The 21832-nt window shown below is 31.8% G+C and carries 17 protein-coding genes; 10 read left to right on the forward strand and 7 right to left on the reverse strand.

Annotated features, from left to right (window positions below; translation table 11 throughout):
* The 9 genes from Q0762_RS12425 to Q0762_RS12465 all read left to right on the forward strand — a co-directional run.
* A partial coding sequence (locus tag Q0762_RS12425; protein ID WP_298767229.1) for a gliding motility-associated C-terminal domain-containing protein occupies positions 1-2753 on the forward strand: 2753 nt, incomplete at its 5' end.
* Between the two features lie 24 nt (positions 2754-2777).
* On the forward strand, positions 2778-3695 hold the full coding sequence (locus Q0762_RS12430; protein WP_298767230.1) for a type IX secretion system membrane protein PorP/SprF: 918 nt from the start codon (positions 2778-2780) through the stop codon (positions 3693-3695).
* A gap of 13 nt (positions 3696-3708) precedes the next feature.
* Complete coding sequence (locus Q0762_RS12435; protein WP_298767231.1) at positions 3709-5700, forward strand: OmpA family protein; 1992 nt, start codon at positions 3709-3711, stop codon at positions 5698-5700.
* A gap of 113 nt (positions 5701-5813) precedes the next feature.
* The gene (ileS, locus tag Q0762_RS12440) at positions 5814-9218 is read left to right on the forward strand and encodes an isoleucine--tRNA ligase (RefSeq protein ID WP_298767232.1); all 3405 of its coding nucleotides are present in this window, start codon (positions 5814-5816) and stop codon (positions 9216-9218) included.
* A gap of 4 nt (positions 9219-9222) precedes the next feature.
* On the forward strand, positions 9223-9600 hold the full coding sequence (locus tag Q0762_RS12445) for a TraR/DksA C4-type zinc finger protein (protein ID WP_298767233.1): 378 nt from the start codon (positions 9223-9225) through the stop codon (positions 9598-9600).
* Between the two features lie 63 nt (positions 9601-9663).
* Complete coding sequence (locus Q0762_RS12450) at positions 9664-10320, forward strand: hypothetical protein (protein WP_298767234.1); 657 nt, start codon at positions 9664-9666, stop codon at positions 10318-10320.
* Positions 10321-10408: 88 nt separating this feature from the next.
* Positions 10409-10669: a hypothetical protein gene (locus Q0762_RS12455; protein WP_298767235.1), complete on the forward strand. Its 261-nt coding sequence runs from the start codon at positions 10409-10411 to the stop codon at positions 10667-10669.
* A gap of 119 nt (positions 10670-10788) precedes the next feature.
* Positions 10789-11406 (forward strand): lipoprotein signal peptidase, encoded by a 618-nt coding sequence (locus Q0762_RS12460; RefSeq protein WP_298767236.1) that lies wholly within the window; start codon positions 10789-10791, stop codon positions 11404-11406.
* Positions 11407-11439: 33 nt separating this feature from the next.
* Positions 11440-12036, forward strand: coding sequence for a DUF4230 domain-containing protein (locus Q0762_RS12465; RefSeq protein WP_298767237.1), 597 nt, complete (start codon positions 11440-11442; stop codon positions 12034-12036).
* Positions 12037-12112: 76 nt separating this feature from the next.
* On the opposite strand, the gene Q0762_RS12470 is transcribed toward Q0762_RS12465, so the two are convergent.
* From Q0762_RS12470 to Q0762_RS12500, 7 genes are all read right to left on the reverse strand, one after another.
* Positions 12113-12295 carry a hypothetical protein gene (locus Q0762_RS12470; RefSeq protein WP_298767238.1) on the reverse strand — a complete coding sequence of 61 codons (183 nt, stop codon included), beginning with the start codon at positions 12293-12295 and terminating at the stop codon, positions 12113-12115.
* A gap of 28 nt (positions 12296-12323) precedes the next feature.
* A complete protein-coding gene (locus Q0762_RS12475; protein ID WP_298767239.1) occupies positions 12324-16301 on the reverse strand; it encodes an Ig-like domain-containing protein in 3978 nt (1325 codons plus the stop codon).
* A gap of 102 nt (positions 16302-16403) precedes the next feature.
* Positions 16404-17024: a tail fiber protein gene (locus tag Q0762_RS12480; RefSeq protein WP_298767240.1), complete on the reverse strand. Its 621-nt coding sequence runs from the start codon at positions 17022-17024 to the stop codon at positions 16404-16406.
* A 167-nt stretch (positions 17025-17191) separates the two neighbouring features.
* Positions 17192-17872 (reverse strand): response regulator transcription factor, encoded by a 681-nt coding sequence (locus Q0762_RS12485; RefSeq protein WP_298767241.1) that lies wholly within the window; start codon positions 17870-17872, stop codon positions 17192-17194.
* Positions 17869-18675, reverse strand: coding sequence for a sensor histidine kinase (locus tag Q0762_RS12490; protein ID WP_298767242.1), 807 nt, complete (start codon positions 18673-18675; stop codon positions 17869-17871). Before Q0762_RS12490 ends, Q0762_RS12485 begins: the two co-directional genes overlap by 4 nt.
* Positions 18676-18809: 134 nt before the next feature.
* A complete protein-coding gene (locus Q0762_RS12495) occupies positions 18810-19463 on the reverse strand; it encodes a hypothetical protein (RefSeq protein WP_298767243.1) in 654 nt (217 codons plus the stop codon).
* A gap of 5 nt (positions 19464-19468) precedes the next feature.
* Positions 19469-19864, reverse strand: coding sequence for a hypothetical protein (locus Q0762_RS12500; protein ID WP_298767244.1), 396 nt, complete (start codon positions 19862-19864; stop codon positions 19469-19471).
* A 167-nt stretch (positions 19865-20031) separates the two neighbouring features.
* Here Q0762_RS12500 and uvrC point away from each other — a divergent pair, with 167 nt between their 5' ends.
* A complete protein-coding gene (gene uvrC, locus Q0762_RS12505) occupies positions 20032-21831 on the forward strand; it encodes an excinuclease ABC subunit UvrC (RefSeq protein ID WP_298767245.1) in 1800 nt (599 codons plus the stop codon).
* Position 21832 lies beyond the last annotated feature (1 nt).

Raw genomic sequence — 21832 nt, forward strand, 5'->3', positions numbered from 1 at the left:
CAGTAACAGGTATTACATCTCCAATAGATGCTAATAACCCAGTAACATTAGATGATGGAACGGTAGTTTCATTAAATTCAGATGGTACATTAGAGGTTACACCATTTACGGATAGTACAGAGCCAATTAATTTTGACTACACGGTAGTTGACGAAGATGGCGCATCAGATACAGGAAACGTAGCGATTACTTTTACACAATTATTACCAGTAGCTGATAACGATTCAAGTGTGGGTAACTTAACTGGAACTCCAGTATTAATTGATGTATTGAATGGTGATGATGACTTAGATGGTGAAATAGACCCTACTACTGTTCAAATAGTAGGTACAGATAATCCAGGTGATTCATTAGTAGTTCCTGGAGAGGGAGAATGGACAGTTGATCCAGTAACAGGAGCAATTACTTTTATTCCAGAGTTTGGCTTTACAGCAGATCCAACACCAATTGCTTACGTTGTATCAGATAATGATGGAAATATAAGTAATGAGGCTGAAGTAACTGTAGATTATGAAGTACAGGCGCCAGTAGTGATGTCAGATGAAAGTTTAGGCAATGTACCACCAGGTAGTACTATTTCAATAGATGTTCTTAGTAATGATAATGATTCAGATTCAGCTGCAGGAGGTACGTTAGATCCAACTACGGTAAGTTTAGTTGTTCCTTCAGGAGTTACGAATATATTAACAGATGAAAATGGAGATATTATCGGATTTACAGTGCCTGGTGAAGGAGATTGGCAAGTTAATCCTATAACAGGAGAAATTAGCTTTATTCCAGAAGAAGGCTTTACAGGAGATCCTATGCAAATTTCATATACAGTTAAAGATAATGATGGAAACGAAAGTAACGAAGCAACAGTTACTATAGGTTATGACGATAACTGTTTGAATGATCCTAACGCAGATTGTGATGGAGATGGAGTTTCAAATGCAGACGAAATAGCAACAGGAACAGACCCTAATGATCCATGTGATTTTGACGGATCAATCCAGAATATGGCCAATGTAGATGTAGCTTGGTTAGGTGCAGATTGTGATGGTGATGGAGTAAGTAATGGTACAGAGAAAAATGATGGTACCAATTTTCAAAATCCATGTAGTTATTTATTAACTAGCCAGAATTTAAGCATTGTAACATCGGAGTGGAGCGATATTGATTGTGACGGTGATGGTGTAACTAATGGAACTGAAGTAACCATTGACGGTACAGATCCTTTTGTACCTTGTGATTTCAATCCAACAAGTATTACACTTGAATTGTCAGTATCTTCTAGTGCGTTAGATTGTGATATGGATGGTCTTGCTAATGGAGATGAAATTACAAATGGTACAGGTTTATTAAATCCTGATACAGATGGAGATGGATTATTAGACGGTGTTGAAGTTAATATTGGTACAGATCCATTAAATCCAGATACGGATGGAGATGGAGTAACCGATGGAGATGAGATAGCTAATGGCACAGACCCATTAAATCCAGATACAGATGGAGACGGAGTAACCGATGGAGATGAGATAAATATTGGTACAGATCCAAATGGATTAAATCCAGATACAGACGGAGATGGAGTAAACGACGGAGATGAAATCGCCAATGGTACAGACCCATTAAATCCAGATACAGACGGAGATGGAGTAAATGACGGAGATGAGATAGCTAATGGTACAGATGCATTAAATCCAGATACAGATGGAGATGGAGTAATTGATGGAGATGAAGTTAGAGATGGAACTTCAGGAACTGACCCTTGTTTATTTAACCTTACAAGTCAATCAAGACCAGTATCTGCAGCTTGGAATGCTTTAGACTGTGATTCAGATGGTGTTTCAAATGGTCAAGAATTTGCAGATGTAGCAGACCCATCTAAAGATTCAGATGGAGATGGTATTCCTAACTATTTGGACACTGATGATGATAATGATGGAATTTTAACTGCAGATGAAGATAATAATGGTGATGCAGACTTCTCTAATGATGATGAAAATTTAGATGGTGTTCCAGATTATTTAGATGGCACAGATACCGATGGTGATGGTGTTCCAGATTCTATAGATTTAGATGACGATAATGATGGTATTCCAGATTTAATAGAAAATGGAGGAGATAATTCATTAGATTCAGATGGTGATGGAATTCCAGATCATTTAGATTTAGATTCAGATGGAGATGGTTTAACAGATCTTGAAGAATCTGGATCTGGAGGCGCAGATGCTGATGGAAATGGTGTTATTGATGATAGTGCTAATAGGTCTGGAAATAACGGTTTATTTAATCCTTTTGAAACATTTGTAGACAGTGGTATATTAAATTATACAGCACAAGATACAGATAATGATGGTAAACGTAATTTCCAAGATGTAGATGATGATAATGATGGAGTAGCATCATCAGAGGAATTCATGTTGGATTGTGATAATGATGGAATTCCAGATCATATAGATCTTACAGATTGTGACCTAGTGCCCAATGCATTTTCACCTAATGGAGATGGGACTAATGATGTGCTAGTTATTCCTGCATTAGCTGCGTATCCAAACTTTACAATGGAGGTTTATAACAGATGGGGTAATCAGGTATATGATTATAAGAATAATGGTAATACATCGCCAATATGGTGGGATGGTTATTCTACAGGTAGGTTAACATTAAACGATAGCAAACCAGTACCAGCAGGAACGTATTACTACATTATTAATTTTAATGATGGTACTAGAGAACCATTAGTAGGTTGGGTATATTTAAATAGATAACAGATAAAAATAAAGGCAATAGAAATGAAAAAAATTATAGGAATAATTGCAGTTGTATTATTTACTGTTTCTGCAAAGGCGCAACAAGACCCACAATATACTCAGTATATGTATAATATGAATATCATTAACCCAGCTTACGCTGGGTCATATGATGCGCTGAGTTTAAACTTTTTGGGAAGAACACAATGGGTTGGTATAGACGGTGCACCACGAACGTTTACAATGGGGATTAATACTCCTGTAGGTAAAAATGTTGGTTTGGGACTTTCTTTAATAGTTGATGAAATTGGTCCTATTCAAGAGCAAAATGCTTATGGGGATTTTTCTTACACTTTAAAAGTTACGGAGAATGCGAATTTAGCTTTCGGTTTAAAAGGAGGATTTACATTTTTTAATGTTTGTTTGCCTTGTTTAAATCCGGTTAATGGTGGTGATGCTGCATTTGTAAATCAAAATGTAAACAGAGTAATGCCTAATATAGGAGCTGGTATTTACTATTACACAGATAAATTCTTTTTAGGGGCATCTGCACCTAACTTATTAGAAACATTACATTTCGATAAGCAAGGAGGTCAAATTACAAGAGCTTCAGAAAGAAAACATTTGTTTTTAACTTCTGGATATGTTTTTGATTTATCAGATGCAGTTAAATTGAAACCATCTACAATGATAAAAGCCGCGGAAGGTGCTCCATTATCAATAGATTTATCTGGTAATGTTTTACTTTATGATAAATTAGAATTTGGTTTATCTTACCGCTTAGACGAAAGTGTTTCTGGGCTAGTTAATGTTAGAGCAACTAATAGTTTAAGAATAGGTTATGCTTATGACCATACATTAACTAATTTAGGTAATTTTAATTCAGGATCTCACGAGATATTTTTATTATTCAACTTTGACTTCCAAAGAGATAAAATTAAATCCCCAAGATTCTTCTAGTAAAAACATAATTATGAAAAAAACTATACAAATAACTACCTTACTTCTTTTTAGTTCTTTTGTGCTGTTAGGCCAAACTAGATCTACAAAAATTGCAGATGATTTCTTTGAAAATTTAGCATATGTAAAAGCTGCAGCGTCATATAAGTCTTTAGCAAAAGGAGGGGCAACAGAACATATTTTAAAAAGGCTTGGAGACTGTTACTATTTTTTAGTACAAATGCCAGAGGCATCAGAAACATACAGTGAGTTATTTTTAAGATTTCCAAATCAAACTCCAGAATATGTGTTTAAGTATGCGCAAGCTTTAAGAAGTGTTGGAAAATACAATGAATCAGATAAGATGATGAAAAAATTTCATCAATTAGCTGAAGATGATTCAAGAGGTATAAACTTTACAGAAAATAAGTGGTTACTTAAAGCACTTACACCAAAAAATCCTAGTTTTAAAGTAGAAAACTTAAAAAGCATCAATACTGTAAATTCAGATTTTGGTGTAACAGAATACGGTAATACTATTTTATTTTCGTCTCCACAGGCAGATGGGATATACGTAAAAAGAGATCATTCAAGAAATAACAAAAGTTTCTTGGACATTTACAAGGTTTTAAAGAAAGACATAACAACTACAGAAGGTGATAAGTCAGAGATTAAACCAATGTTTACCAATAGAATCAATTCTAAATATCATGAATCTTCAGTTACTTTTTCGCCTAAAAAAGATACCATGTATTTTACTAGAAATAATTATTTGAAAGGAAAATACAGAAAAGATGGGGAAGGCGTAAATAAGTTAAAAATTTATAGAGCTACTTGGAAAAAAAGAAAATGGGCTAATGTAGAGGAATTACCTTTTAATGGAAATGACTTTTCAACAGGGCATCCAAGTTTAAGTGCAGATGGAAACCAATTGTATTTTGCATCTGATAGACCAGGAGGCCTAGGTAAATCTGATATTTATGTCGTAGAAGTAAAGGCAGATGGTTCTTTTGGTGAAGTTCAAAATTTAGGTCCAACAGTTAATACAGAAGGTAGAGAAATGTTTCCTTTTAAGGCTTTAGATGATGTTTTATATTTTTCTTCTGATGGTCATTTTGGTTTAGGAGCTTTAGATGTTTTTGCTACTAATAAACAAAAAGACGGTTACACAACTCCTTTAAATTTAACGGCGCCTGTAAATTCTAAGTTAGATGATTTTGCATTTTCTATAAACCCATTTACAAAAAAGGGTTACCTATCTTCTAACAGAGAAGGCGGTTTAGGAGATGATGATATATACAGTGTTGAACAATTGCAAGATTTAGCGCAAATTGTAAAAGAAGTTATGCCAAAAACTTGTACTCAAAATGTTACAGGTATTGTAAGAGATAAAAAAGATTTAAAACTGTTACCAGGTGCTAAATTGGTGCTTTTAGATCAAAGCGGCGCAAATGTAGGAGAAACTATTGCAGATATTAATGCTACTTTTTCGTTTAATTCTTTAGCATGTGATCAAAACTTTACAGTAATAGCAGCAAAAGAGTATTACAGTGAAAACAGCGTGTCTTTTATAAGTACAAAGGATAAAAAACTTAATTTAGAAATTTCTTTGGATATAGCTAATGATTTTTCTTACAATGAAATAGGTCAAACCATTATTAAAATAAATCCTATTTATTTTGATTATGATAAATCTTACATTAGACCAGATGCAATTATAGAGTTAAATAATATTGTTAGGATAATGAAAAAATATCCAAACATGATTATAGAAAGTGGTTCTCATACAGATGCAAGAGGAAATTCGTCTTACAACGAAGCCTTATCAGATAGAAGAGCAAAGTCTACGGTTGCATATATTGTAGAAAAAGGAATTGAAAGCTCTAGAATTTCTGGAAGAGGATATGGAGAAGAAAGGTTAGTTAACGGATGTTTAGAGAACGATAGCAAAACCAAGACAGTAAAATGTACCGAAGAAGAACATCAATCAAATAGAAGAACAGAATTTGTAATCATAAGAAGATAGTAAATTTTAACACATTTACGTGAAAGAGCCTTTAGGGGCTCTTTTTTTATGGCTAAAACTCGCTATTTTCAATAAATTGATTAATTTCGCAATCTGATTTGAAAAGAAACAAAATGAACGCTAAATTTCCTGAATATAAAGGACTTGACTTACCAAAAGTTGCAGAAGAAATTCTTAATTATTGGCAAGAAAATGACATCTTCGATAAAAGTGTAACTTCTAGAGAAGGAGCAAAACCTTATGTGTTTTTTGAAGGACCACCATCTGCAAACGGCCTTCCAGGAGTGCACCATGTTTTAGCAAGAGCTATAAAAGATATTTTTCCACGTTACAAAACCATGAAAGGCTACCAAGTAAAACGTAAGGCTGGTTGGGATACGCATGGTTTACCTATAGAATTAGGTGTAGAAAAAGAATTAGGAATTACAAAAGAAGATATTGGTAAAAAAATAAGTGTAGAAGATTACAATGCTGCCTGTAGAAAAGCGGTAATGCGTTACACAGATATTTGGAACGATTTAACCCAAAAAATGGGGTATTGGGTAGATATGGAAGATCCGTATATTACTTATGAACCCAAATATATGGAATCTGTTTGGTGGTTATTAAAGCAGATTTACAACAAAAAGTTAATTTACAAAGGCTATACAATTCAGCCTTATTCGCCAAAAGCAGGTACAGGTTTAAGTTCTCACGAATTAAATCAACCAGGAACTTACCAAGACGTAACAGACACCACTGTTGTTGCACAATTTAAAACTATACAAAGTTCTTTACCAGATTTTTTAAAAAATGAAGGAAACGTTTACTTTTTAGCTTGGACAACCACACCTTGGACATTACCAAGTAACACAGCCTTAACGGTAGGTCCAAAAATAGAATACGTTTTAGTAGATACTTTTAATCAGTATACATTTGAGCCCACAAAAGTAGTTTTAGCCAAAAATTTAGTTGGTAAACAATTTGATAAAAAGTTTGTTCAAGTAACAACTTCCGAAGAAATTAAAGCGTATAATTCTAGTGATAAAAAAATACCTTTTAGAATAATTGCAGAATGTTTAGGTAAAGATTTAGTTGGTATTAAATACGAACAAATTTTAGACTACGTTTTACCAAATGATAATGCAGAAAATGCATTTAGAGTAATTGCAGGAGACTTTGTTACTACAGAAGATGGTACAGGAATTGTACACACAGCGCCAACTTTTGGTGCAGATGATGCGCTGGTTTGTAAGCAAGCAACTCCAGAGATTCCACCATTATTAGTAAAAGACGAAAATGATAACTTGGTGCCTTTGGTAGATTTACAAGGTAAATTTAGACCAGAAGTTGGAGAATTTGCAGGTAAATACGTAAAAAACGAATATTACCCAGATGGTGAAGCTCCAGAAAAATCTATTGATGTAGAATTGGCCATCAAATTAAAAACAGAAAATAAAGCTTTTAAAGTAGAAAAATATAAGCATAGTTACCCAAATTGTTGGAGAACAGACAAACCAATTCTATATTATCCATTAGATTCTTGGTTTATAAAAGTAACCGATGTAAAGGATAAAATGCATGAGTTGAATAAAACCATAAACTGGAAACCAGAATCTACAGGAACTGGCCGTTTTGGAAATTGGTTGGCAAATGCAAACGATTGGAACTTATCTCGTTCTCGTTATTGGGGAATTCCCTTACCAATCTGGAGAACAGAAGATGGTAAAGAAGAAATTTGTATTGGTTCTGTTGAAGAATTAAAACAAGAAATGAAAAAATCGGTAGCAATGGGATTTATCCCATTGGATATTTTTGAAGATTTTGAAATCGGAAATATGTCTGATGAAAACTATGCAAAAATAGATTTACATAAAAACATTGTTGATGAAATTATCTTAGTTTCATCTGAAGGAAAACCAATGAAACGTGAAAGCGATTTAATAGATGTTTGGTTCGATTCTGGTTCTATGCCTTATGCACAATGGCATTATCCGTTTGAAAATAAACAAAAAATTGATGGAAATGAAAGCTTTCCAGCAGATTTTATAGCAGAAGGAGTAGACCAAACACGTGGTTGGTTTTATACACTGCACGCAATTGCAACCATGGTTTTTGATACTGTAGCCTATAAAAATGTGGTTTCTAACGGTTTAGTTTTAGATAAAAATGGCCATAAAATGTCTAAACGTCTAGGAAACGCAACAGATCCGTTTACAACATTATCAACTTATGGGGCAGATGCAACACGTTGGTACATGATTTCTAATGCAAATCCTTGGGACAATTTAAAATTCGATTTAGAAGGAATAGAAGAAGTAAAACGTAAGTTTTTTGGAACACTTTACAATACCTATTCTTTCTTTAGTTTATATACGAATATTGATGGTTTTGCATACAAAGAGGCAGATATTCCTCAGAATGAAAGACCTGAATTAGACCGTTGGATTTTATCTGAATTGCATACTTTAATTAACAAAGTAGATAAATTTTACGCGGAATATGAGCCAACAAGAGCAGCAAGAGCAATATCAGACTTTACGCAAGATTATTTAAGTAATTGGTATGTGCGTTTAAGTAGAAGACGTTTTTGGAAAGGAACCTACGAAACAGATAAAATTTCTGCATATCAAACATTATACACTTGTATGGTTACAATTGCCAAATTAAGCGCGCCAATTGCACCGTTTTTTATGGATAAATTGTATCAAGATTTAAATGCGGTAACAGGCAAAGAAACATCAGAAAGTATTCATTTATCAGATTTTCCAAAATTTGATGTTGGTTTTGTTGATGCATCTTTAGAACGTAAAATGGAAAATGCACAAATAATATCATCTTTAGTATTGTCTTTAAGAGCTAAAGAAAAAATAAAAGTGCGCCAACCATTGCAAAAAATTATGATTCCTGTAGATAATTTGCAACAAAAAGAAGAAATTTTAGCGGTTGCAGATTTAATAAAAAATGAAGTAAACATTAAAGAAATTCAAATTTTAGAAGACGCTTCAGAGATATTAATCAAACAAATTAAACCAAATTTTAAAGCTTTAGGCCCTAAATTTGGTAAGGATATGCGTTTTATTGCTACTGAAGTACAAAAGTTTACACAAGAAGATATCAACAAAATAGAAAAAGATAAAAGCATTGCCATAGAAGTTAATGGAAAAAATATTACTTTAGAAATCTCAGATGTAGAAATTTCTTCTAAAGATATAGCAGGTTGGTTGGTTGCAAATGAAGGCGCTTTAACCGTAGCTTTAGATGTAACCATAACAGAAGAGTTGCATAAAGAGGGTATTGCCAGAGAATTGGTAAATAGAATTCAAAATGCTCGTAAAGACAGCGGTTTAGAGGTAACCGATAAAATTAAATTAACGGTTTTAAATTTCGAGAATTTGCAAAATTCTATAAACCAAAACAAAACCTATATTATGAGTGAAACATTAACTCAAGAATTGGTTTTTGTAGATGAATTAAAAGGTGGTTCAGAAATTGAGTTTGACACCATAAAAAGTAGAATATTAATAGAAAAAATGTAAAATTATGCCAAATACTAAATCAAAATATTCGGAGGAAGATTTACAAGAGTTTAAAGCAATTATTGATAAAAAAATTGCACTTGCACAAGAAGATTTAGCGCTATTACAAGCATCATATAAAAATGATTCTAGTAATGGTACAGATGATACTTTATCTTCTTTTAAATCCTTTGATGAGGGTTCTGAAGTAATGAACAAAGAAAAAAATGTACAATTAGCCATTAGGCAAGAAAAGTTTATTAGAGATCTTAAAAATGCATTATTACGTATAGAAAATGGTACGTATGGTGTTTGCAGAGTTACTGGTAAATTAATTCAAAAAGAACGCTTAAGACTTGTACCACACGCAACTTTAAGTATAGAGGCAAAACGCAAACAATAATATTTAAAAACTTCCTTCTTAATTTACAGAAGGAAGTTTTTTTTAAACACAAAATTCTTAAACATGTTAGTTGCAGCGCAGTCAAGAATTTTTATTTATTTCCTCTTACTTTCCTCCATTGGTTTTTCTCAAAAACAAGTAATAAAAAAGTTTACATCAGAAAACAACAAAATTACAATTGCTACAGAGGGTTTAGATAGTTTTGTTATAGAAAACACTACTTCTAAATTTATAGAAGTAATTTTACATGCAGAAAACCCAACAAAACAACACATTTTAGTTGACGAAAAACACTACGAAACCGTTATAAAGTTTCAGCTCCCAGTTGTTTTAGAAAAAGAAATAATTTTTAGAAAATTTATTACAGAAAGACTACAAAGGGCAAAAGCAGTAATAAGAATTCCAATAAATAAACAAGTAATTATTTTTGGAGATAATATAGATGTAACGTCTAAAGGCTGTAAAAACAACTTAGAAATTTATATAGAAAACGGTATTGTAAAATTTAAGGAAGTACAAGGAAATGTGCTTTTAAAGTTATATTCTGGTAATGTATATGCTTCTTTAAAAAAAAGCACCATCAATATTGTATCCAACAACGGCGCTATAAAAGTTGATGAGGAAACGTATCAAAAAAAATACGTGAATAGCTCAAAAAAACACACACTTAATTTTACCGCAAACAGCCTTAAAGCAAACTTTTTTATTGATGCAGAGTAATAGCCTTTGTTTTCTTTTACTATTTATTATCATATGTAAATTTTATTTATTACTTTCGTTAATATTTTAATAAATTAATAAATATTATATGAATAATTCCCCCGTTATTTTAATGATAAGATGTATTGGTTGTTGTGTACATCCAGATGGTTCACCAGGAAGTTGTGCTACTGAAGCTGATAAATGTGGAACCTGTCCAACAGACCCAGCAACACTGCCAATAGATAATTACATTTTAGTTCTACTACTATTTGCCATTGTTTACGTTCTTTGGTTTTTTAATAAAGAAATAGTTAAAAATGCTTTAAATAACTTTTTAATAAAAGTTTTACCATTTAAGAGAAAATAGTACAATTGTTTATAGCGCCTTAATATTTCTAAAAATTAGAAGATTTTTTTTCAGAGAATTTATAACAAATATTATATTCTGAATAATATGCTTATTTTTGTGTATATAAAATTAAGAAAATGTCAAAAAAGACACTCGCTATACTTACAGTTTTAATTGCACTTATATTAGATCAGATTATAAAAATTTATGTAAAAACACACTTTTATTTAGGAGAAGAAGTGGTGGTTTTTGATTGGTTTAGAATTCATTTTACCGAAAATAATGGTATGGCAATGGGTTTTGAATTTGGTGGTAAATTGGGTAAATTATTTTTAACTTTATTTAGAATTGTTGCTGTAACTGCTATAGTTTATTGGCTTGTAAATCTTATTAAAACCAAAACGCACACCGCTGTAATTACTGCAGTAGCATTAATTCTTTCTGGAGCTATAGGTAATATTTTAGATTCTGTGTTTTATGGTGTTATTTTTAATTCGCCACAGCACACACCTGCAACGCTTTTTTCTGATGAAGCTAATGGGCAGTTTTTTTTCGGCAAAGTAGTAGATATGTTTTACTTTCCTATTTGGCAAGGTAATTTACCAGAATGGTTTCCCTTTATAGGAGGAGACCCATTTAAGTTTTTTCAATATATTTTTAATCCTGCAGATGCCTATATTTCTATTGGTGTTGCTCTGTTGTTTATTTTTAACAAACAGGCATTTCCTAAAGAAGAAAAAATGGCTAACGCATAATCTTTTAGTATCTTTATAGAAAGATTTACATTAATGCGCTTTCTAAAATATATTGCTATTTTTCTATTGGGCTTTTTATTGGCTAAGTTTTGGTATCAAAAAAATGAAAAGCCTTATAAGAAAGAAGAAATTAAAGTAGTAGTAAACGCCATTGAAAACCTTAGTAAATTGGTAGTTTCTAGCGGTACATTTTCTGAAGTATACAATTATTCAGATTCAAAAAAATATTTTTATGATTATCTTTCTTTTGATAAAAAAGCAATTGTTACTGTAAATGCTAAAGTAGAAATAGGTTATGATTTATCTCAGTTAGCAATAGAATTAGATTCTTTAGATAAAAAAATAATTATTCATAAAATACCAACAGAAGAGATAGTTATTGCGCCAGACATTAAATATTTTGATATACAACAAAGTAGTTTTAATGCTTTTTCTAAAGAAGAATTAAACAAAATAAATGAAAAAAGTATTGCTAATATTAAAGAAACAATAGCAATTACTAATTTAAAGAAAGAGGCAAAAAAACGTTTTTTAGAAGAGATTTCTAAAATCTATCAGCTTTCTGCGATATACAATTGGCAGGTAATAGACAATACCAAATCTAGCTTTCTAGAACATTTTAAAGACTAAATATTTCTCCAAGTAATATCAGAAACAAAAAAGACCAACACTTTAAATGTTGGTCTTTTTATTGGTTTTTAAATTCTTAAAAATTACCAGTTCCTGGTGCTTCTGGGCTTTGTGCTTGTGCCTTTTGCGGATTTAATATCATATAAGTGCCTAAAGCAGTTAGTGCAGCATATTTGCCATAATTACCAATTTTTTTAATAGCTTGTTTACGAGTAATTTCTGGAGTACTATCTTGCTTGTTTTTTGTATTATTTTTCATGAAGTTGTATGCTTTAAAATTACTGTTACTATTCAATTATCATTTTCTTATTTAACTTACCAGATTTAGTTTTTATTTGTACCAAATAAGGGCCACTAGCTAAGTTTGGTAAGGCAATATCTTTACTTCCATTAGAAGTAAAAGAAGTTTTTAATATTTGTTTACCAAGAATATTAAATAAAGAAATTGTTGTGTTCTCTTCTTGCAAACCATTTACTCTAAGCGTAGTATTGTTCAATTTAAAAACAGTTACATTTTGTAACTTTATAGCATTATCTGTACTAAGTACTTTTTGTGCTGTAGTATATATGTAGAATCTTCCAACTCCGTTTTGTTCTTCGGTTAAAGTAACTTTATAATTAGTATCAGGTTCGTTTAAACTTGTAAAGGTGCTTTTTAGTCTATCTTCTATAATCACTTTTAAATTATCAGGGAAATTAATGGTTTCTGTAGAAAAGGTAATTTCTTCTCCAGCTTTGCCAATAATACCCAAAGGAATCACCATGTTTTCATAATTTTTATTAGGCAATGTTTGTATGGCAAGTTTACTACCATCATTATTGCTTAATAATTCTGTAAATACGGCAAAGTTATGTGTTGCTCCTCCAAATATTTTAGAATCGTAACCACTATCATGCCCTGTAGTTTTACCATCTAAATAGAAAACTTGTGTATACCTTTTGGCATCTTTACTTTCTGCAAATAATTTAAAAGAAGTATTTTCTTCCTGTTTTAGGAAAGTATCTGTGTTTTGATGACTTTGATTTGAATTGAAAAAGGTAACAGTACCATTAGTATTTGCTTCCACAAAAAATCCTTGTGCAGGGGCAATTTCTATTGGATTAACAGCATTATACGTTACATATTGTGTACCATCCCATAACCATAAAGTTTCGTTATTAATAGTTGTTGTATTGATAGCAGCTAAAGTAGCAGAGTTAATGTAGGATGTATAAGGGTTTGCTAATAAGTTAAAATTATTTCTGGTACCAGTGGTAATAGGAATGCCGTAATTAGTTGTAATTAAATCACCTGTAAAAGATATATCACCAGGAGCACTTAATTTCATAGAAGTACCAAAACCAGGAACAATATTTCCTGTAGATGCTAAATTAGCATAGATCCATGCAGCTCCTGTATTATTTTGAAATGTACCAATTCCAATATTACCACTAGTTCCTGTTGCAAATGTATGGTTTGCAATAAGATCTTGTTGCGTTTCTCCTGAGACAGGAGCACCTACTAAATACCAGTTTGTGGTTGGTAAATTTCTGTTATAGGTTACTTGTCCGGTTACATCAGCTGTAGCAATTAAAGAGGCACCAGAAGCAATATCAATAGAATTTACTGTAATTGCAGATGAAATTGTTGGATAATTTGTTAGTCCAGCAGGTATGGTTACATCTGCTGTTGAAACTGGTAATGCATTTAAACTCCAGTTACCTATGTTATTCCAATCATTACTTAATGTTCCTGTCCAAGTTATAGCAGAAGTTTGTGTAATTGCAGGCACATCTACATCTACAGAAGTGTTTCCCGCAATATCTTGCGCTTCTATTACAAAATTATTAACTGTATTTGCTGTTAAGTTTACAGAAAAACTCCAAGTTCCTCCAGAAACTGTTGCAGATCCTAAAGAGGTTGTGTTGTCTGCAATACCGTCATTATTTGCATCTGCATATGCAGTTACTATAGTTCCGTTTTCTGGATGGTTACCTGTAATTACCTGTGCAGTTGCGTTAACAGTTGCAGCAGCAGTAGGACTTGTTATTACAGGATTGTTAATGGTAGTATCTATGGTTACATTTTGAATATCAGAAGTCCTAGAAACTCCATTTAATGAAGAAATGACATCGAAAGCAACAGTCCCATCTGTTGCAACTCCAAAAGGTGCAGGATAAGGAATCGTGTATTGTCCATTTGAATTTGTTATAGCTGATATTCTCAAAAAAGCAGAAGAAAAACCATCTACAGTTACAAAAATAGTACTACCAGCAGTTGCAGTTCCGTTTAATGTAGGTGTATTATCTGAAGTTATAAAATCTGTACTACTTACACCTGTATCATCAGAAATACTTGTAATTGTTGGTTTTGCTAAAATAGTAATGTTAAAAGTAGCAGCTGTACTACAAGGACTAATAGGTGTATACGTTACTGTATAAATACCCGGTGTAGAATCTGATAAATCTATAATTCCGCTAGTAGCATTTATAGTTAAGCCAGTAGTAGCTCTAAATGCACCTCCTGTTAAACCTACTATTGTAGGTGTAGGGTCTGTATCTGTTGGTAGGTAAGTTGTTGCAGGGTATGAAATAGAAATGTCACACGCATTTACCAAAACACCATTGGTAACTCCTACACTGTCAAGTGTTAAATTTGCATTGTTATTGGCAGCATCTTTAAGCGTAGCTCCATTTGCTGCTAAAGCGACCACAGCAATACCGTCTGTATCTAAATCTGAAACCTGCACTGTGTATCTAAAAAGTAAGGCACCTGAACCAGAACCAGAAACATAGGCTGCTTGCCTTGTGGTAGAACCTATAGTAAGGCTTATTTGTGGAGTTCCGCCAGTGGTGTTTACAATAACATTTTCAGCAAAGTTAACAGTAAAATCTAAATTTTGATTAGTAACATAATCTGCATTTGTAGGTACAGTTACACTTGTAGCTGTTGGAGCACTTGCATCTACAACAATGGCTTTGTTAGCACCTAAAGAATTAGCAGCACCAGGACTTGCTAAAGTTAATGTAGCATTATTATTTGCACTATCTCTTATTAGTCCGCCATTTAAAGCTAAAGAATTGGTAGCTACATAATCTAAATCTGCAGTATTGTCTCCAGCTTGAACAGTATAGTTAAAAGTTAAGGTGTTTGTGCCACTACCAGAAGTAAAGTTTATAGTTCTGTCTGTAAAACCAGTTTCTAAAGTAATTTGCGGTGTACCTGTAACGGTTACACTTTCAGAAAAAGTAACATTTACAGCAATTAAACTTCCTGGGCCAAATGTACCGTTTGCAGTAGAAGAGGTAACATTGGTAACTGTTGGAGCAACATTGTCTACAACAGTAATGGTAAATTGTTTGGCAAAATCGTCTGTACCATCATTTGTATTGATACGTACACTATAATTACCAGTAGCTAAAGCAGATGAGGTTCTTAAAGTAGCACCACTAATATTAAAATTGCCATTATTTGAATCTCCTGTGCCAGATACTAAAGAATACATATGCGTATCTGCGCCATCTGCATCTGTAGTAGATAAAATACCTACAGTTGCATTATTTCCTGTAGCACTTTGGTTTATAGAGTTAGATGATAAACTGATGTCTGTAGGTGCATTATTTGCTGCAGGAGTTCCTTTCAAAATAATATCATCAAAAAGGATTTCTTCTTGTGATTCTAGTGAACTAAATTCTACTCGAATTATAAGAGAATTACCTGTACCTGCAAAAGATTTTTCTATATTTATAGAGTTAGCTGTTAGTAAGACATCATCTCCTGATCCTGTTATCCCATTTAGAGAAGCATCATGATAAAAATTTCTTGTTGCAAAAAGACCACCTGTATTAATTATTGTTTGAAAAGCACCGCCATCAATAGATACTTGTACTCTTAAAAAATCAGCATCTTCAAAACGATTTCCATCATTACCTCTTGGAACTGCAATTCGAATTGATGCACTTAATGAAACCATTCCAGAAATATTTATTGGATCTATTTCAATAGCATGTGAACCAAAAAAACCAGCATCATCATGATCTTCAATCGCAATTACATTACCACTAAAACCTGTGGCTAGTGCACCTAAAGGTAAACTTGCAGGAGTAGTCCTTAAAATATAATCTATACCTGTGCTGGCAAAAGGAACTGCTGTACCACTGGAGTTTTTAAGCTTATATCCTACTTGGTCTGCACCTTCAAAATTTTGAGTGTAAATGGTTGTTTGTGCGATGGCACTAGACACAACTAAAAGTAATATACTTAATAAATACGTAATTTTTTTCATAATATATAAAATTGCTTAGCGGTAGTAAACTTATTGAGAAATAGTATAAAAAAAACAGGTGAAAATACCTGTTTTCAAAAATAATTAAAGCGAATAGTTTGGTTAACTTCTAGAAGGAAAAAGACCTTCCAAAGCTATAATGTAATTTATACCTAAACTTGGTTGCATGTTATTAAATGGAATACTACCACCAGTTAATCCTATATTTACTTCTCCTGCTGTTCCATTTAGAGCTACTGGTGCAGTAAAAGATTTTAGTGTTGTGTTTGCAGCAGTATTACTATAAACATTCACTTCGTCTCCGTTTGAAGCATTTTCAGCTACTGCTAAAACTACACTATCTGCAGGTTCTGTCTCATTTCCGGGATTTGTGCTTGCTGGTATGGCAATAGTTGCTTCCCCATTTGCCACTATTCTATTTACAGTACCAATATGGTTGTGTGCTGGTAAATTAACTATAGAAAGTGTTGTTTTTTCAGCACCAATTCTTTCTCCACCTTTTACAGGAGTTAATCCTGGTCCTACTCCAACATGTATTGAAGCTCTACCTCTTAAATCTGGTAAGGCAAAAGTGGTTCTTCCATCTCCACCATAGGTGGTTCCTAATAAAGAAAATAAAGCAGAATATTGGTTAATTGGTAATATTTGTCCGTCGCAAAAAGCCCATCCTCTTGGGGCAAAATTTCCTCCAAACATCATAATTTGTGCAATAAATGGTTCCATAATAAATAAATTTTTTAAATTAATGAATTAGTATTTGTATTAAGTACTTCGCAAAACTACTGGCTTATCAAAAGATGTGTAAGCGCATAAATTCTTTAAAAAAGAAAAGGGTATAAATACCTATTTGGTATCTATACCCTTAAAAAAGTAGTAGTTGTAGTGTTTGTTTAAAGCTTAAAATCTGGTGTAATTTCTATGAGTTTCTTTTGAATACCATAAATTACTAAACCTGCAACGTTTTTAGATTGTGTTTTTAATAATAAGTTATTTCTATGGCCTTCTACAGTACGCGGACTTATAAATAATTTTTCTGCAATTTCTGCAGTTGTATATTGCTCGCAAATTAATTCTAAGACGTCTATTTCTCTTTTAGATAATAAATTTTTGTCTAAATCGCTTTTTATGCGTTTTCCGCTAGAAGAAATGATGTTTTCATGTATTATTTTTAAAATTATTTCATCATAATAAAAGCCTTTATTATAAACTTCATTAATGGTTTGTATAACTGTTTTAGGATTAGAGTTTTTTAAGAGGTAAGAAGATGCGCCAACGTCTATCATATTGGTAATAAAAGATTTACCACCATAACTGGTTAAAGCTATAATTTTAATATCTGGGTGTGCTTTATGTATTAATTTGGTAGCCTCTACACCGTTAAGTTCTGGCATTTTTAAATCCATTAAAATTACATCTGGAAACTCTTCTGTATTAGAAACAAAATCTACAACTTCTTGGCCGTTTTTTGCTTCAAAAATTAAATTAAAGTTTTGTTCTCTTTCAATTAAAAATTTAATTCCAGTTCTAAACAACTCTTCGTCGTCTGCAATTAAAATGTTTATTTTTTTCATGTTAGGGTATTTTTAATTATTATTTCTATGCTAAAGCCTTGGTTAGGTTTGCTTGTTATGCTATAGTTTCCTGCTAATAAGGTTACTCTACTTTCTATGTTTTTCATACCTAAACCTTTTTGGTGTTTTTGGTCTGAAGCATTAAACCCAATACCATCATCAGTATACGTAAATAATAAATTGTTGTTTTCTGTTTTAAATATTAATTGGCTATTTTTTGCTTTGCCATGTCGTACAGAGTTATTAATTAGTTCTTGTATAATTCTAAAAAAATGCAACTCTTTTGCTTTGCTTAAAAATGCTTTAGGGTATTCTAAATTATAATCTATTGCAATTTTTCTGCTATTGCTAAAGCTATCTGCCAACTCTTCTATTGCTTCTTTTAAACCAAACTTATCTAGTATGGGTGGCAATAAATTGTGGGCTATTTTTCTAGCACTTTCTAATGTTTTGTCTGTGGCTTTTAAAATAGCGTCGTTTACAAAAGTGTATTCTTCTGGTTTTAGCTCGCCATCTTTTAGTAGGTTGGCATTTAGATTTATTACGTTTAGTTTCGCACTAATATCATCATGCAAATCTTGGGCAATACGTTTGCGTTCTTTTTCTTGGGTTACAATTATAGAAGATATCATTTCTTTTTGATGATTTACTTCTAGCGTTTTCTTTTCCAATTCTTTTTCTACTATTTTTTTTCTTGAAAAAAAGAAAAATGTAAGTAATGCGCCACCCATTAAAAAGAGCAGTAAAGTTCCTATAATTACTATTGCTATCAATTGATTTTCTTTGGTAAATAGTTGTTCCATTACAGGTTTTGTTTATACAAAACTAATGTAATAAAAAATTAAGTTACCCTAAAGATATATGAAAAATGAATAGCTTGTATACCACTTTTAAAAAACGGGTATTTATACCTAGTACTTTTTTCAACTATAAAAAGTTACTTATTTGCATTAGGTTTTAGGAAGTTTTTATACCATTCAACAAAGATTAATAGCAGATAAATAGAATACATAATATTGTTAAGAATCCAAACATAACTTGTTATTGATTTTGCAATTTCAGCTTCTACAATGTAGTTTCCTACAGAAAATAAAAAGGTACTAGCAATTAGATATACAAAAACACCTGAGTTAAAGTAGATAAATTTTTTAGAGAAATTAAGATTTTCTAAAAAAAACAGAAACGCAAAAAAAACCAGAGGTAAAGAGGTAATTATTACTTCTATTAAATTAAATCTAAGATATTCTTCTGGTTTTACAATATAAATAATAGCGACCAAAATAGGTACAATTAACAAACAAAGGTTAATTACTTTCTTTTTAATAGCTCCCTTTAATATTTGTTTGTAAAACAAACTTAACAACAGAAATTGGCCAACAAAATAATAATGAGATAAAAATAAATTAGGCTTTGAAAAAGATGCTAAATAGCTAGAGTAACCTTGCACTATAGTACAAAGTAAAAGATAAAAGCATATAATTTTATAAGCTACCGAATTATTTCGATAGCCTATAAAATAAAGTAAAGTATTTAAAACCACTAATATATAGTTAGAGTTGACTAATAAATCGTGCCAATTTTTATAAGTCATATATATTAGCCATTTAAAGGGCTGATATCATCGCACATGTTTGGACAAGGATTTGTAAAATCATAAAGATCTCCACCACCAATATCTAAAGTAACACCATCACTAGATGTAATCATGTCTTTTCCATTGGCATCTACACCAACAATAATTAGTTTTTCTATAAAAACATCCTCACCTTCAATAATTTGCTTTTCTACACCAATATAGCCTCTTACACTTGCTACACCTTCCTCTTTAATAACTTCTTGTAAGTCTATTAAGGGTATGTTAAAAGCTCTACAATCGTTATGTGCGTTGTAATCGCTTTCCATTGCACGCCATCTTGTTGTCCAGTCTTTTGCAATTTCTAAACTAATAGTGTTTCTTTTGTTAGGGTTTGGTACATCATTAATAGTTGCCATAGTTTTAATATTTAATTTTAGTTAGGTTATAAATGTATACATTTTAAATTAAAAACCGTATTTCTACTTAAAATTCTATTGAAAACAGGTGTTTTTACTTATAAAAAATTTGTGTTTAGAGGTGTTTTTTACTTTAACAATTCTATTAATTAATGTAATTTCGTAACATGTCTGTATCTTTAGAACTTCAACTACAAACTTTACCAAGCACACCTGGTGTTTATCAATATTTTGATAAAAACGATGTTATTATTTATGTAGGTAAAGCCAAAAATTTAAAGAAAAGAGTAAGTTCTTATTTTACTAAAAACCACGATAGTGGTAAAACCAGAGTTCTAGTTAAAAACATTGTGCGCATAAAACACATTGTTGTTAACACAGAAACAGATGCACTTTTATTAGAAAACAACTTAATTAAAAAATACAAACCACGGTATAATGTTTTATTAAAAGATGATAAAACTTACCCTTGGTTGTGTATTAAAAAAGAACGTTTCCCAAGAATATTTTTAACCCGTAGCGTTATAAAAGATGGTTCAGAATATTTTGGGCCTTATACTTCTGTAAGAACTGTAAGAACTTTGTTAGATCTTATTAAAGAATTGTATCCATTAAGAACGTGTAAGTACGATTTAAGTATGCAAAATGTAAATGAAGGCAAGTACAAAGTTTGCTTAGAATATCATTTAAAAAATTGCAAAGGACCTTGTGAGAATTTGCAAACAGAAGCCAACTACAACAATGCCATAAAAGAGATTAGAAATATTATTAAAGGAAACTTTAAAGAGAGTTTGGCTAAATTTAACGATATTATGTTAGATTTTGCATCTAAAATGGAATTTGAAGAGGCGCAAAAAATTAAAGAAAAACTAGATCGTTTAAACAGCTATCAAGCAAAAAGTACCATTGTAAATCCGTCTATTAATAACGTAGATGTGTTTTCTATTATTTCTGATGAAACCCACGCGTATGCAAATTTCTTAAAAATTTCTAACGGAAGTATTATACAATCACACACCACAGAAATTAAGAAAAAATTAGATGAAAGCGATAAAGAATTATTAGAATTATTTATTGTTGAAATTAGGCAACGCTTCAACTCTTTAGCACCAGAAATTTATGTACCTTTTAAGGTAAATTTGGGTGATGTTGTTAAAGTAACCATCCCAAAATTGGGCGATAAAAAACGTATTGTAGAACTCTCTGAAAGAAACGCCAAATTCTACAAATTAGAACAACTAAAGCAAGTACAAATTGTAGATCCAGACAGACATGTAAAGCGTATTATGGCACAAATGAAAAAAGATTTACGCTTGTCTGTAGAACCACGTCACATAGAATGTTTTGATAATTCTAACATACAAGGAACCAACCCTGTTGCAGCTTGTGTAGTTTTTAAAGACGGCAAACCCAGTAAAAAAGACTACAGACATTTTAATATAAAAACTGTTGTTGGGCCAGATGATTTTGGTTCTATGGAAGAGGTAGTTTACAGACGTTACAAACGTTTGTTGGCAGAAGACCAACCTTTGCCACAACTAATTATTGTAGATGGTGGTAAAGGCCAATTATCTTCTGGTTTAAAGGCTTTAGAACGTTTAGGTTTGCGTGGTAAAATTGCCATAATTGGTATTGCCAAACGTTTAGAAGAAATTTATTATCCAGGAGATCCTGTACCTTTGTATTTAGATAAAAAATCTGAAACTTTAAAAATTACCCAATATTTAAGAAACGAAGCACACCGTTTTGGAATTACTTTTCACAGAAATAAACGCAGCAAATCTGCCATACAAAGTGAGCTAGAACAAATACCAGATGTTGGCAAACAAACCATTACAACTTTATTGCGTAAATTTAAATCGGCAAAAAGAGTTAAAGAAGCTACTTTAGATGAGCTTAAAAAAGAAATTGGGCATTCTAGAGCAATAAAGGTTTACGGCTTTTATCATCAAAAAAAAGAAAAATAAG

Origin of the sequence: uncultured Polaribacter sp. (assembly GCF_947495205.1) — a bacterium.
In the GTDB taxonomy this organism is placed as follows: Bacteria; Bacteroidota; Bacteroidia; order Flavobacteriales; family Flavobacteriaceae; genus Polaribacter.